Raw genomic sequence first — 14,600 nt, 5'->3', positions numbered from 1 at the left:
CGACATGGACTTTGAGAAATTAACGGATCGTGCTCATGAGGCAATCGTATCAGCGCAAGCGATTGCGAAACAACGTCGGCATAGTGAAATCACAGAGTGGCATTTATTACTCGCTTTAATCGCACAGGAAGAAGGAATCGCTCGGATCGTCTTTGAAAAACTCGATCAGCGGATGGATCAGATGGAACAAGCCATCAATCAAGCGATTGAAAAATTACCGGCGCTCGCGCAAGTCTCGACACCACGGATCAGTAGTTCTTTATTGAACGTGTTGACGGAAGCGGAAACAGAAGCCCGTTTGATGCAAGATGAGTATGTTTCGGTCGAACACCTCTTACTCGCACTCTCGAAACAAACGAGTCCTGCAACACAATATTTACGGGGGCAAGGTGTGACGGAAGAAACATTACGCGAAGCCATCATAGCGATGCGTGGTAATCGGAAAGTGACGACTAAAAATCCTGAAGCGACATTTGATGTCTTAAAAAAATATGGACGGGATCTTGTCGCTGATTTTCGTTCAGGGAAAACAGACCCCGTCATCGGTCGGGACGATGAAATCCGTCGCGTCATCCGGATACTCAGCCGAAAAACAAAAAACAATCCCGTTCTGATCGGGGAACCCGGTGTCGGGAAGACAGCAATCGTTGAAGGACTCGCCCAACGTATCGTGCGTGGTGATGTACCGGAGAGCTTGAAAAATAAACAGTTGTTTAGCTTAGATATGAGTACGCTCGTTGCCGGTGCAAAATACAGGGGTGAATTTGAGGAACGTTTGCAAGCCGTCTTAAATGAGGTCAAGGAAGCAGAAGGGCAAATCCTTCTCTTCATCGATGAGCTGCATACGATTGTCGGAGCCGGAAAAACAGAAGGGGCGATGGACGCCGGTAACATGCTCAAGCCGATGCTTGCCCGTGGTGAGTTGCACTGTATCGGGGCGACGACACTCGATGAATATCGGAAATATATTGAAAAAGATCCGGCACTCGAGCGCCGGTTCCAACAAGTCCTCGTCGCAGAACCGGACGTCGAAGATACGATTTCGATTTTGCGCGGATTAAAAGAACGGTTCGAAATTCACCATGGTGTCAGAATCCATGATAATGCCCTAGTCGCAGCGGCCATTCTCTCCGATCGCTATATTACGGATCGGTTCATGCCGGACAAAGCAATCGACTTAGTCGATGAAGCGTGCGCGATGATTCGGACGGATATGGAATCGATGCCAGCAGAACTTGATTCACTCGTTCGCCGGGTCATGCAACTTGAAATCGAAGAGGCAGCTCTTAAAAAAGAAACGGACGAGGCCTCGCGTAAACGCCTTGAGACGCTTCAACAAGAATTAAGTTCAGCGCGTGAAGATGAGAGTGCGCTTCGGACACGGTGGGAACATGAAAAAGAAAGTTCGCAAGGTGTCCAGCAGCTGCGGGCAGATCTCGAAAAAGCAAAACTTGCCTTACAAGAAGCAGAAGGCCGGTATGATTTAAATACGGCTTCTGAAATCAAATACGGACAGATTCCGGAACTCGAAAATCGGTTATATGTAGCAGAAGAATCAGCAGAACACGTCTCTCATGAGTTAGTCCGCGAAGCCGTAACAGACGAAGAAATTTCAGATATCGTTTCGAAATGGACGGGGATTCCGGTTACACGTCTTGCGCAAGGTGAACGGGAGAAGTTGCTCCATCTCGAAGATACGCTGCATACACGGGTCTTCGGTCAGGACGAAGCCGTCCGCCTTGTATCAGACGCCGTCATCCGGGCTCGGGCCGGAATCAAGGACCCGAACCGGCCGATCGGTTCGTTCCTCTTCCTCGGTCCGACCGGTGTCGGGAAAACCGAGCTTGCGAAAGCACTTGCGGCAGCGATGTTCGACAGTGAAGATCACATCATTCGGATTGACATGTCGGAATATATGGAAAAACACAATGTGTCCCGTCTCGTCGGTGCGCCTCCGGGTTATGTCGGATACGAAGAAGGCGGACAACTGACAGAAGCGGTCCGTCGCAGTCCGTACTCGGTTCTCTTATTTGATGAAATCGAGAAAGCACATGGCGATGTGTTCAATATCCTGCTTCAACTGCTTGATGATGGCCGCTTGACGGACGCACAAGGACGTGTCGTTGACTTTAAAAACACGATTGTCATCATGACCTCGAATATTGGAGCGAACATTTTGTTAGAAGCAGCCAAAGATGGTTACATTGATCCAGCCGAAGAAGAAGCTGTCCGTCAAGAACTGAAAAATCATTTCCGGCCCGAATTCTTGAACCGGATTGATGACACGATTTTATTCCATCCATTGCACCGCGCAGAAATCGAGCGGATCATCGATAAAGCGGTCGCGAAGATGGCAGATCGTTTATCAGGTCGGGAAATTACGATTGATGTGACAGAAGCCGCCAAAACGTTAATCTTCGATGAAGCCTTCGAACCTCAGTACGGTGCCCGTCCAATCAATCGTTATATCCAGCGGACGATCGAGACAAAACTGGCCCGTGCACTGATCAGCGGGGAAATCCAGGATGGGTCGCACGTCGCGATCGACGCAGACGGTTCAGAACTCGTCATTCGTTGATGGAACGTCTGCTTGTTAAAAAATCTGAACGTCGTCGACATTCAAAGTATGAATCTCGATGATGTTCAGATTTTTTTGTTGTTTTTACAGTAACTTTTCCCGAGCTTTTTGCTTTCACAGACAAAACTACGTCTTGCCATATCTCGTTCTGACAAAGCATGATAAGCTATAAAAAAACAGGAAGAGGGAAGTACATGAACGTTACACAACAACAACTAGAAGAATTAATTGATGAATGCCGTCCTTATGCAGTACTCGGACAAGTTGCGAGTTATATTCCGGAGCTTGCGAAGTCAGAACCGACGCAACTTGGAATCGCAGTTTGCAATGCCGACGGGACATTTGTGTCTGCTGGTGAGGCGGACACTTTATTTACGTTACAAAGTGTCTCTAAAATTATCACACTTGCTTTTGTTCTCGAAACATTTGGTGAGGATTATGTCTTTTCAAAAGTTGGAATGGAGCCGACGGGGGATGCCTTCAACTCGATCGCGAAGCTTGAGGAGACGATTCCAACAAAACCGCTCAACCCGATGATCAATGCAGGAGCGCTTGCTGTGACGAGTATGTTACCTGGGGAAGATGCGGCAGATAAACTGCTCAAACTGCGCGAGTTCATCGCGAGTCTGCTCGACATCGAAGTCGAGATGGTCAAGTACGACGCGGAAGTCGCAAAATCCGAATTCGAAACGACGGATTTGAACCGGGCATTGCTGTACTTCATGCGCTATCACGGAGTCATTGAAGGAAACGTCGAAGAAATCATCGATGTTTACACAAAACAATGCGCAATCTTGACGAACTGTAAAGGACTCGCGATGATGGGTAAAATCTTAAGCCAGTCAGGAAAAACACCATCCGGCCATCAAGTCATCTCTCGTCGTAATGCGCGAATCATTCGTGCGATCATGACGACGTGCGGCATGTATGATGCTTCTGGTGAGTTTTCTGTTCAAGTCGGACTTCCCGGGAAAAGTGGTGTCTCGGGTGCCATCGTGGCCTGTGGACGTAGTGATTTCGATATGGCAGATCTCGGAATCGGTATTTTTGGACCAGCCCTCGATTTAAAAGGAAACTCAATTGCGGGCACAAAAATGCTCGAGCTGCTCGTCCAGCGTCACCCTTAAGCGAGTGAAAAGTCGTCCAGTGCCGTCACTAAGGCTTGTTCGAGTCGTGCAACTTCTTTTGCGCGTTTCAATTGGTATTCATCCGGTGGTGTAAACGCGCGCCACCGTTCGAGCCGGTTGTAGGTATCATTGATTTGGCCAAGCTGGGTCTGAACGCGTTTTAGACGATCGACGGTCGACTTCGGAAGAGTGGTATAAGGACGCAAGTATTCTAATGTATAGCGGTAGTACTTTGTCGCAAGACGTAATTCGTGCATCTTTTGGATTCTTTTTTGTCCTTCTGTATGGTGCACTTTTTCGTATTTTTGTGCTTTTTTATCAAATTGTTTTTTTGCCGCGTGAATCAAATCGTTTTCATCCATCCGTTTTAATCGTTTTGTCAGCGGTCCTGCTAAGAAACGACGGACGGATTTATCGAGTTCACTTGAGATGAGCAGATGCATCGTTTCAAGTAGCGTTGCTCGTTTTCCTTGGAGTTGGAGCGCGAGGTGTTCGGCGAATAGTTGCTCGACGGGTGACGTGACAGATTGTTGTTCGAGTTGGACGTCTAAATCACGGACCTCGCCAAATGCGCGCATCAGTCGTCTCCAAATCAGATAAACAGGTTCATCCGTCTCACCGACAAGTGTAGCGAACGTAATCAACTTCCGAAGACGGATTCTTGCTTGGTGGACATCTTCCGGATTTTTAAATTGTTGGGCTTCTTTTGCATAGTGGTTGAATGTCGCCCACGTTTCAAGTAGTTCGAACGTTAAGTTTTCAGTATCGCGATGATTCATATGAATCCCTCCTCACAATTTTTACGTAGAACAAGCTAATAGACAGAAATAATGATTAAAATAGAGCCGTTTCTTAGCTCTGGAATGTGGTGAAGTCATGTTAGAAACGTTTACGTTGTCTGGAAAGATTCAACAATTCATGAAAATTTTCTTTCCAATCTTAGTGACGCAAGTCGCTTTTTATTTGATTAGCTTTTTTGACACGGTCATGGCTGGACGATACGGCTCAGCTGATTTAGCTGGTGTCGGTGTCGGAGCAAGTCTTTGGGCGCCTGTCTACACAGGTCTGACGGGTATTTTATTAGCCGTCGCGCCGCTCGTCTCGCAAGCAATGGGTGCAAGGAAGGAGCGTGAAGTCAAACGAATCGTCGTTCAGGCACTTTACGTTTCAGTACTCATCATCGTTGTCACATTAGTACTCGGTTTACTGTTCGTCAATCCGATTTTGAATCAGATGGAATTATCGGGTGAAGCAAGACGTGTCGCACGTGTCTATCTCATCATGCTCGGATTTGGTATCATTCCGATGTTTATCTTTTTTGTCCTTCGCACATTAGTCGATTCTCTCGGGAAGTCAAACATCACGATGGTATTATTATTATTCTCTTTACCCATTAATGTTGCTTTCAATTATCTCTTTATCTTCGGAAAGTTTGGTTTTCCGGAGTTGGGGGGTGTCGGGGCAGGGGTCGCGACGGCAATCACATATTGGTTATTGTGTATCGCCATTACCGGGATTGTTCTAAAAGGGGAACTGTTCCAGCGCCTCGGTATTTTACGGCGATTCTACAAACCGGATTTTACTCGGATTAAGGAACTGGTCTTTTTAGGGGCGCCGATTGGACTAGCAATTTTTTCCGAGGTCAGTATTTTCTCAGCCGTGACGTTGTTACTCGGTGCGTATGGGGATGTCGTAATCGGTGCGTATCAAGCTGCAATCAACTTTGCATCCTTCGTCTACATGCTCCCCCTGTCAGCTGCGTCAGCTTTGACGATCACTGTTGGGTACGAAGTTGGGGCGAAACGCGTCAAGGATGCCGTCCAGTACATTTGGATTGGGCTGTTATTATGTATTGCTGTCTCGCTCTTCTCCGGCGGACTCTTGTACTTACAAAATGAACGGGTCGCGGCACTCTATAGCAATGATCCGGAAGTAATCAATCTAGCCGCACATTTCATGATTCTCGCGATTTTCTTTCAGTTATCCGATGCGGTCGCAGCACCGACTCAAGGCGCGTTACGTGGTTTTAAAGATGTCAATGCCACATTCATTTTGACGATTTCGGCGTACTGGGTGATTGGCTTACCGCTCGGTTTTTATTTCGAACGGTTTACGACACTTGGACCGGACGGTTACTGGTGGGGACTCATTATTGGTCTTGCGGTCGGAGCAACGTTATTGCTCTTACGATTGGTCTATCTCGTCAAGAAGTCAAAGGAGGTTGTTGGATGAAGCTCAATAAACAACGAATCGTTACGATCGCGAAAATTATTTTACCGATTGCTTTAATTCTCTTTATCTTGTATCAAGGACAAAGTGAATTGAAAAATTTATCTTTAAATGAATCGATTCAAGCCATTCAGCAAATCCCATCATGGAAGTTCATTCTTTTAGTCGGTGCCGGTCTCCTTGCCGTCGCGACGATGTTCTTTTATGACGTCATCCTGTTACGTTCTTTGGAGGTCAAAGCGCCGCTCGGACTCGTCTTCCGGGCTTCGTGGATTGCGAATTCGTTTAACGGAATCATCGGATTTGGTGGTCTTGCCGGTATGGGGGTTCGGACGGCGCTTTATCGGCCTTTCGTTGAAGGAAGTCGTCTCCTGAAGGCAATCGGCTGGATGGCGCCGACGTTGATTAGTGGACTATCGATTTTATCTGCATTGTCTTTATTAAATATTTTCCCGGCGTTCGAAGTGCTCGATTTTAAAAAATGGCTTTGGCCCGTTATCATTGGTGTCGCACTTTTCTTCCCTTTATATCTCCTGTTTACGTTCAGACGCGGGGCGAGTAGCATTCGACCATCGTCGATCGTACTGTATTCACTCGTCTCGCTCGTAGAATGGTTCAGTGCCGGTGTCGTCGTCTATTTAATTTTACAGGCACTCGGAACGGACGTCAGTTTTGCGAAAGTCATCGGTGTATTCATCATCGCGGCGACGGCCGGATTGATTTCGATGGTTCCCGGGGGTTTTGGTTCGTTTGACTTGGTTTTTTTGATTGGTATGCAACGCGCTGGTGTAGCGGAAGGAAGCGTCTTGACGGGACTGTTGATTTACCGTCTGGTCTATTACATAGTGCCCTTTGTGATTGGGCTGGTGTTCTCAGCACGCGAATTTAGTGGACCTGTTGTCAAAATGATTGAAGATAAGCCGATCGTCGGACCATCCGTCGAAGTCGGTGGAGTCATTTGGCGCTTGCAACTGCGCTTTTTAAGTAAGGTCCGTCATTTTGCGTTAGCCTTGATCACGTTGCTCGCAGGTATTGCGATTTGGGGACTTGCGATTTTACCGCCGGTCTCGTCACAATACGATTTTCTAGAAGCCCGTTTACCGCATGAATTATTACTACTTGGGAACAGTTTCTTCTTGATGGGCGGGTTATTATTCGTCTTACTGGCACCCTCGTTATATCGACGGACGAAACGTTCGCTCTATATGGTATACGGGGCATCATTCTTCGCACTGATTGGGATGGCCTTACGAGGATTCAACTTAATCTCGCTTTCTGCGGTTCTCGTTGTGCTCATTTTGCTGACGGTTTCGGCAAAATCTTTCCACCGCGAGCGGACGCTGATTACGACGATGCGGTTAATGCGTGCATCGTTGGCCGGGATACTTTACCTCGGTGGATTTGTTTTCTTCGGGTATACGTTTTATACGTTAGGGTCTGCAGACGGAACGGAAGTGTATCCGTCTCATGAAATTTCGATGTTTGCAGCAAGTGCAACGATTTTTGCACTTGTTTACTTGTTAGTGTTCATTCGCCTGTTCAACACGTTTAACCATCCGGTCCTCGGAGAGGCTTTTGATGAAACGAAAGTCCGTCAGACGTTGACGGAAGAAGGCGGAAACTACTTGAGTCATTTGGCTTTTTTAGGAGATAAACGATTTTTCTTCTCAGAATCGGGTCGGGCATTTCTTCAATTCAGTCAGACGGGAAATCGGATTATTGTGTTGGGTGACCCGAGTGGGAACCCGGATGAACATTCGCAATTGATTGGTACGTTTCTACGCCGCGTCGAGGATTTGGGCTACATTCCGAACATCTATCAGATTCAGGCGCAAAACATGTCCCTGTATCATGATTTTGGTTTTAACTTTTTTAAGTTAGGTGAAGAAGCAATTGTTGATATTACGACGTTTACGGTTTCTGGTAAGAAGCGAGCTGGACTACGTTCCATTAAAAATCGTTTTGAACGAGAAGGCATGACGTTTGAAGTTGTAAAACCGCCATTTTCAAATGCCTTACTTACATCGTTACGTGACGTATCAGATGACTGGTTAGGGAACAAAGTAGAAAAAGGGTTTTCACTCGGATACTTTCAGTCAGACTATTTGAATCAAGCACCCGTTGGAATCATGCGTGACGCGGCAGGCGACTTGCTTGGCTTCATGACGTTCATGCCTGCTTATCAAGACGGTGTCTTATCAATCGATTTGATGCGCTTCCGTCCTGATGGACCGAATGGGATTATGGATGCGATGTTCATCCGTTTGTTTGAGTATGCAAAAGAAGCAGGCTATCATACGTTCAATATGGGAATGGCACCACTATCTGCTGTTGGAGAAGACGAAACGTCATTTTGGCAAGAACGTGTCGCGGCTGACGTCTTCAATAACATTCGTTACATGTATAGCTTTACAGGCCTAAGACGCTACAAAGAAAAATATGATCCAAAGTGGGAAGGACGTTACTTGGCGTATCGCAAACGTCAATCGTTGACGATTGCGATTTTAAAAGTGACACGTCTCATTTCTAAAAAGAAAGACCGTGTGTTACTGCCATGACGGTGAGGATTACGCGTTTATCAATCAGGGAAGATTCCAGTGAATGTGTGGAATCTTCTTTTTTTATTAAACAAATGTATAAAGGTCTATACAACTAGAAATAGAGGCGTTATACTAAACAGAGAGAAACGACTCTTGAGGCAAAGCAAGAAAGGAAGCGAAGATATGACTGTCATCATCAATGCGAACATCTATACGGGTCAGACCGTGATAGAGAAGGGATTCATTCGGTTTGAAGAGACGATCAGCGAGCTAGGCGATATGACGAAGTATGTACCAGTGGCGGAAGAAGGGGTACTTGATTTAGAAGGGAAGCAATTGATTCCAGGAATGATTGATGTTCATATTCATGGGGGATATGACGTCGATACGATGGACGCCGATAAAAAAGGCTTAATGCGTCTTAGTCAAGCGATGTTAGCGGAAGGTGTCACGTCCTTTTTTGCGACGACGATCACACAAGACTGGAGTCAAATTACGCGCGCACTCGAGGCGGCGCGGCAAGTGATGGAAACCGAGACAACGACAATTGAAGGCATTCATCTTGAGGGACCGTTTATTAATCCGGATTATGCGGGTGCCCAACCACTCGACTATATCGTTGAGCCGGACGTCGAACAATTTTTAAAGTGGCAACAGGCAGCAGGTGGTCAGATTAAACTCGTCACCTATGCACCCGAACGACCGGGAGCGCGGGCATTTGAAGAAGCGGTCCGTCTGACGGGGGCAGTTCCGTCAGCCGGCCATACCGACGCAACATACGAGCAGAATGAGCAAGGGAACGTCGTCCACGGGACACACTTGTACAATCAGATGCGGGCACTGCATCATCGCGAGCCGGGAACAGTCGGATACTGTCTACTCAATCCAGCGGTTCGTGCGGAAATCATTCCGGACGGGATTCATAGTGCAAAAGAAATGGTTGATTTTGCGTACCGGATGAAAGGAGCAAGCCGGTTGACCGTCATCACGGACGCGATGCGGGCAAAAGGCTTACCGGAAGGTCAGTATGAGCTCGGTGGCCAAGCGGTCGACGTAAAAGATGGAGCAGCGCGACTAGCGAGCGGAAATTTAGCCGGAAGTGTCCTGACGATGGATCAAGCGCTTCGGAATATTATTGCCTTTACAGGGTGTTCCCTTGAAGAAGCGGTACGGATGACTTCAATCAATCAGGCAGAAGAATTTGGTCTGACGAAAAAAGGGGTGCTCGAGATTGGTAAGGATGCTGATTTCGTTGTGTTAGATGAATCATTATTTGTCGAGCGGACGATTCATCGTGGAGCAGTCCATACATTTAAAAAATGAAGGGAGCTATTTTTATGAAATGGATGATTGTCGAAAAGGCTGAAGAATTGGCACAAGTCACGTATCAACTTCTCAAAAATGAAATTCAACGGCAAGAGGAGGGGTTGACGATTGGGCTGGCGACAGGGAGTTCGCCTGTCGGCGTTTATGAAGAGTGGTGTCAAGATACATTAGACTGTTCGCACGTGACGACGGTCAATCTTGATGAATATGTCGGACTTAGCCCGACGCATCCGCAAAGTTATCACACGTTCATGAAGGAACATCTGTTTAATGCAGTTGCCTTCAAGACATCATATCTTCCATTCGGAGACACGGAAGATGCCCATGCAGAAAGTGAACGTTACGAACACCTGGTTCGTAAGCTTGGTGTCGATCTTCAATTGCTTGGAATCGGTTCGAACGGACATATTGCCTTCAACGAACCCGGCACCTCATTTGACGCGACGACCCACGTAACAAAGTTGACAGAATCGACGCGTGAAGCGAATCAGCGGTTCTTCGAAAAGTTAGAAGATGTTCCGTCACACGCAATCACGATGGGTCTCGGTACGATCATGGAAGCGAAAAAAATCTTGCTCGTAGCCTCTAGTGCCAGAAAAGCAGAAGCCGTGCGCGATATGATGGAAGGTCCGGCGACGACCGATTGTCCGGCGACGATTCTCCAACGTCATGCTGACGTGATGATTGTCCTGGATGAGGAAGCTGCCGCCTTATTGTCTGAAGAAGCGAAACGTACTGGACGCGCAGCCTATACGAATTTTATCTAAATTAGGCGAGAATACGCCCACTTCTAAACGATTCGGGTGAAGCCCGAGTGAAAGTGGGAGATAAATCGTCCCCTTCTCTTTCGGGTATACTCCTTTGTAAGGAGGTGTACATCATGCCGACACACAAGGCCTACACATTCAGAATACACCCGACAAAAGAGCAGGAAATCCTGATTGCGAAGACGATCGGTTGTTCGCGCTTCGTCTTCAACCACTTCTTAGCGAAGTGGGATGAGACGTATAAAGCGACAGGTAAAGGACTGTCCTTCGGGTCTTGTTCGAAAGAACTCCCGTCGTTGAAGCAGGCGTTCGACTGGCTGAAGGAAGTCGATAGCACGTCTGTGCAGACGAGCGTCAAACATCTTGCTGATGCCTTTGACCGCTTCTTCAAGAAACAGAACGAACGTCCTCGCTTCAAGTCGAAGAGCAATCCCGTTCAATCGTACAAGACGAACATTCAAGGCAAGTCTCAACTTCCAGAAGTCTCGATCGTCGGCGCCAAAATCAAAATTCCAAAGCTGAAATGGGTCCGTTTCTCTAATTCGAGGCAGGTCGTCGGACGCATCTTGAACGCGACCATCCGGCGTAACGCTTCAGGAAAATACTTCGTCTCCCTGCTCGTCGAGCAGGAGAGCAACGAAATGCCGAAGACGGGCTCATCCGTCGGCGTCGATGTCGGATTGAAGCACTTCGCCATCCTGTCGGACGGCACGGTGTACAAGAACGACCGTTACTTCCGTTCGCTTGAGAAAAAGCTGGCGCGCGAGCAACGCAAGCTTTCTCGTCGTCAACGGTTGGCCTTGGACAAGAACGGAAAACTTTCCGAGGCGAAGAACTATCAGAAGCAGAAGCGGAAGGTCGCCCGCATCCACGAGAAGATCGCCAACAAGCGAACCGACTTCCTGCACAAGGTATCGACCGAAATCGTCAAAAACCACGACGTCATCGGCATCGAGACCTTGCAGGTGAAGAACATGCAGAAGAATCGCAAGTTGAGCAAGTCCATCTCCGAGGTCAGTTGGTCGGAGTTCTTCCACATGCTCGGATACAAGGCGGAATGGTACGGGAAGACCATCGTGAAAGTCGGCAAGACCTTCGCCTCTAGTCAACTGTGCTCCAGTTGCGGGCATCAACACAAAGACGTGAAACATCTTGGCTTGCGTGAATGGACATGCCCGAGTTGCGGGATCCATCACGACCGGGATGTGAACGCAGGATTGAATCTTAAACAAGAAGCTGAACGTCTCTTAGCTTCTTCAACCGTCGGGACGACGGGGTTAGCCTGATCAGGTTTCGACCGTTAGGTCGGATCACTCAGGAATCCTCCACCTCTAAGCGAAGCGTAGGTGGAGGTAGTTCAAAAAATGATTGACTACAGGAGGTACGTGATTCCGCTATGCGGTTTCCTGGACATCTTTTTTCGCTAGGAGATACGATGTCTTTAGTGCATGCTGTTGCAAGCGTCATAGTTTAATCGAATCGTAAATTGACATTTCAGTAAATGTAGGGATAATGGAGATTAGCGCACTTTACAGAAAATTTACGTGAAAATGAGGGCTTGAACATGCAAACGAGATCAGCAAGAAAGAGGCAACCGAGCGCTGGTAAGATGTTCATAAAAGTGGTAGCAGCACTTTTATTACTTCTAACAGTGATTGGTTCTGGTTATGCTGGAGCGGTTTTTATAAAAACACAAGAAACTTTAGCAAAAACACAGATTACAATCCCCGGCTCAAAAGTGAGTTCGAAATATGATGATGTCCCGTCCGAATCCTTCTTGATTTTAGGAACCGATGAAACAAAAGCAAGTAAAGATCGGAATGAACCGGCACGTTCTGACGTCATGATTGTCGGTATCTTGAATAAAGAGTCGGAGCAACTCGTTTTAACGAGTATTCCGCGTGATTCACTCGTCAACATCGACTACTCGAACTATGATGTACCTTATGGAAAAACAGGGGTCGAACAAGATAAGATTACCCACGCGCATTATTTTGGTTCGATGGATCAATCGAACTCATACAACGGGATTAAGTTAGCGCGTGAGACAACGGAGAATCTTCTCGGGATTCAAATTGATCATGTCGTCAAAGTAAATTTCCAAGGATTCGTTCAATTGATCGATGCATTAAACGGTGTCGATCTTGACGTCCGTTATGCATTTAAAGAACAAGATTCTGCACGTAAGGCAGATACGATTACCGTGGAAAAAGGGATGCAGCACCTGACGGGAGAACAAGCACTCGCTTATGTTCGTAACCGACATGATGATCCACTCGGTGACATCGGTCGTGGACAAAAGCAAATGCAAGTCATCCAAGCCGTTGCAAAAGAAGCCGCAAGCTTCCGCTCACTCGGTGCATACCGTGATATTTTGAACGCAGTCGGAGATAATGTTGAGACAAACTTAGGTCCAAATGACTACACGCGCCTCGCGGACTACACGACAGCTTTACAAAATACGACGGAATACCAGCTTGCTGGAGAAGGCTATATCGGAATCAGTGGGAAATGGGAGTACCATCTGGATCCGAATCAATTAGAACTCGTCAAAAATAATTTAGCGCAAGCCATGCAGGGGCAAGAAGTTGCGCCGATTAAAGAGGAAACAGAGTTACCGGCGGAAACGGACCAAACGACAGAAACCGATTCGACGATTCAATAAGTGTAAGTTTGATTCTCGATAACGATTTAAAAGACCCTGCCGGCTTTTGCGGCAGGGTCTTTTAAACTGTAGGCAAACTCTTATGAAACGTAAAAATGTGATATCGAGAAGCAACAGTTCGCGCTTCCCTGTCTCGCCTCGTCTTCAAAGCGGCAATCTTCCGCGCCGCTACAGCAAAGCTGCAGGGTCGCGACCGATTGCTTTTCGCGGTTCTAAGCGATTCGAGACGAATCGCGGCGCTCTAAACCGTCTTCATGCCCGGCCTTCCGTCACGGTATTACCTAAAAAGCGTCATGTTTCGTTGACTCCTACGGGAAAAAGTGCGTTTTTAACGCACTTTCAGAGGCAGGCAAGACCCTGCTCGTTGGCCGTGAGGGCCAAGGAGTAACGGCTTGCGCCTCGCCCGAGGAAAGCAACGAAAAAAGACACTTTTATTTTCAGATATCACTTTGTCTACACGCTGAAAGACCCTGCCGGCTTTTGCGGCAGGGTCTTTTTGTGATATTAAACATTAGCGGCGGCGTTCCATTTCAACAGTAAACGTATAGCGATCGCCCCGATAAGCAGAAATGACATACTCGAACGGTTGATCCGTCGCGAGGAAAGTCAATTGTTCAACCGACAAGACGGGCGCAGCTGTCGTCAGTCCGAGATGTTGCGCTTCTTCTTTTGTCGCGAGGCGTGATTCGAACGTCTGGCTTGCACGACCGAGGTTGAGTCCGCTTGCTTCAGCAAAAGCATAGAGTGACGCCGTCGCAACATCCTGATTCAATCCAGGTAACAACTGTTCCGGAATATAGACGGTCTCGAGCGCAAGCGCTTGTTCATCAGCGATCCGGAGTCGCTTCAATTCATACACGGTCGCGCCTTCACGAATTCCGAGTTTATTGGCAATCGTCATTTCGGCAGCAATCATCTGATACGACAACAATTCGCTTGCAGGTTCGAGCCCTAAATGTTCCATTTCTTCCGAAAAGCTTGTCAGTCCAGATAATTGCATGACGATTTTTTTATTCGCAACGAATGTGCCGCGTCCTTTTTGACGAATCAAATAGCCGGCGTTGACAAGATTCGTGATGGCTTGGCGGACGGTCATCCGGCTAATTTGATGGGCTTCAGCAAATTCGCGTTCAGAAGGAATTAAATCGCCGGGTTGCAACACCCCGCCTTCGATTTGTTGTTTTAATGCAGCTTCAATTTGATAGTAGATGGGGAGTGGTGAATTTTTATTGATGTGCTGAATCACGGCATTTCGTCCCTTCGCGGTCGATAGTCTTTCATCTAGTGTACTAGGAAATGGACAAGTCGACAAACGATACTAGGCGAAATATGGCATAATAGCAAATGAATAGATTGAGAAAGGTGGGG

General features: G+C 47.3%; 10 protein-coding genes. 8 read left to right on the top strand and 2 right to left on the bottom strand.

The window, feature by feature from the left end:
• Positions 1-4 precede the first annotated feature (4 nt).
• Complete coding sequence (clpB, locus tag KNP96_RS09325) at positions 5-2,578, top strand: ATP-dependent chaperone ClpB (RefSeq protein WP_214766749.1); 2,574 nt, start codon at positions 5-7, stop codon at positions 2,576-2,578.
• A 194-nt stretch (positions 2,579-2,772) separates the two neighbouring features.
• Positions 2,773-3,705, top strand: a complete 933-nt coding sequence (gene glsA, locus KNP96_RS09320) for a glutaminase A (RefSeq protein ID WP_088836291.1) — start codon at positions 2,773-2,775, stop codon at positions 3,703-3,705.
• On the opposite strand, the gene KNP96_RS09315 is transcribed toward glsA, so the two are convergent.
• A complete protein-coding gene (locus KNP96_RS09315) occupies positions 3,702-4,484 on the bottom strand; it encodes a CHAD domain-containing protein (protein ID WP_088836292.1) in 783 nt (260 codons plus the stop codon). The two genes, glsA and KNP96_RS09315, sit on opposite strands and share 4 nt — an antisense overlap.
• 97 nt (positions 4,485-4,581) lie before the next feature.
• Here KNP96_RS09315 and KNP96_RS09310 point away from each other — a divergent pair, with 97 nt between their 5' ends.
• From KNP96_RS09310 to KNP96_RS09285, 6 genes are all read left to right on the top strand, one after another.
• Positions 4,582-5,937 carry an MATE family efflux transporter gene (locus KNP96_RS09310; protein WP_088836293.1) on the top strand — a complete coding sequence of 452 codons (1,356 nt, stop codon included), beginning with the start codon at positions 4,582-4,584 and terminating at the stop codon, positions 5,935-5,937.
• Positions 5,934-8,492 carry a bifunctional lysylphosphatidylglycerol flippase/synthetase MprF gene (gene mprF / locus KNP96_RS09305; RefSeq protein ID WP_214770094.1) on the top strand — a complete coding sequence of 853 codons (2,559 nt, stop codon included), beginning with the start codon at positions 5,934-5,936 and terminating at the stop codon, positions 8,490-8,492. Before KNP96_RS09310 ends, mprF begins: the two co-directional genes overlap by 4 nt.
• 165 nt (positions 8,493-8,657) lie before the next feature.
• The gene (gene nagA, locus KNP96_RS09300; RefSeq protein ID WP_088836295.1) at positions 8,658-9,797 is read left to right on the top strand and encodes an N-acetylglucosamine-6-phosphate deacetylase; all 1,140 of its coding nucleotides are present in this window, start codon (positions 8,658-8,660) and stop codon (positions 9,795-9,797) included.
• Between the two features lie 14 nt (positions 9,798-9,811).
• The gene (gene nagB, locus KNP96_RS09295; RefSeq protein WP_214770091.1) at positions 9,812-10,567 is read left to right on the top strand and encodes a glucosamine-6-phosphate deaminase; all 756 of its coding nucleotides are present in this window, start codon (positions 9,812-9,814) and stop codon (positions 10,565-10,567) included.
• Positions 10,568-10,680: 113 nt separating this feature from the next.
• Entirely contained in the window at positions 10,681-11,853 is a 1,173-nt protein-coding gene (gene tnpB, locus KNP96_RS09290) for an IS200/IS605 family element RNA-guided endonuclease TnpB (protein WP_214770088.1), read from the top strand.
• Positions 11,854-12,131: 278 nt separating this feature from the next.
• Complete coding sequence (locus KNP96_RS09285) at positions 12,132-13,232, top strand: LCP family protein (protein WP_088836298.1); 1,101 nt, start codon at positions 12,132-12,134, stop codon at positions 13,230-13,232.
• 511 nt (positions 13,233-13,743) lie between these two features.
• Here KNP96_RS09285 and phnF read toward each other — a convergent pair.
• Positions 13,744-14,478 (bottom strand): phosphonate metabolism transcriptional regulator PhnF, encoded by a 735-nt coding sequence (gene phnF, locus KNP96_RS09280; protein WP_088836299.1) that lies wholly within the window; start codon positions 14,476-14,478, stop codon positions 13,744-13,746.
• Positions 14,479-14,600 lie beyond the last annotated feature (122 nt).

Origin of the sequence: Exiguobacterium sp. s133 (assembly GCF_018618595.1) — a bacterium.
Lineage (GTDB): Bacteria > Bacillota > Bacilli > Exiguobacteriales > Exiguobacteriaceae > Exiguobacterium_A > Exiguobacterium_A oxidotolerans.
The sequence above is the reverse complement of the archived record's forward strand: the minus strand, read 5'-3'. Positions and strand labels throughout refer to the sequence as shown.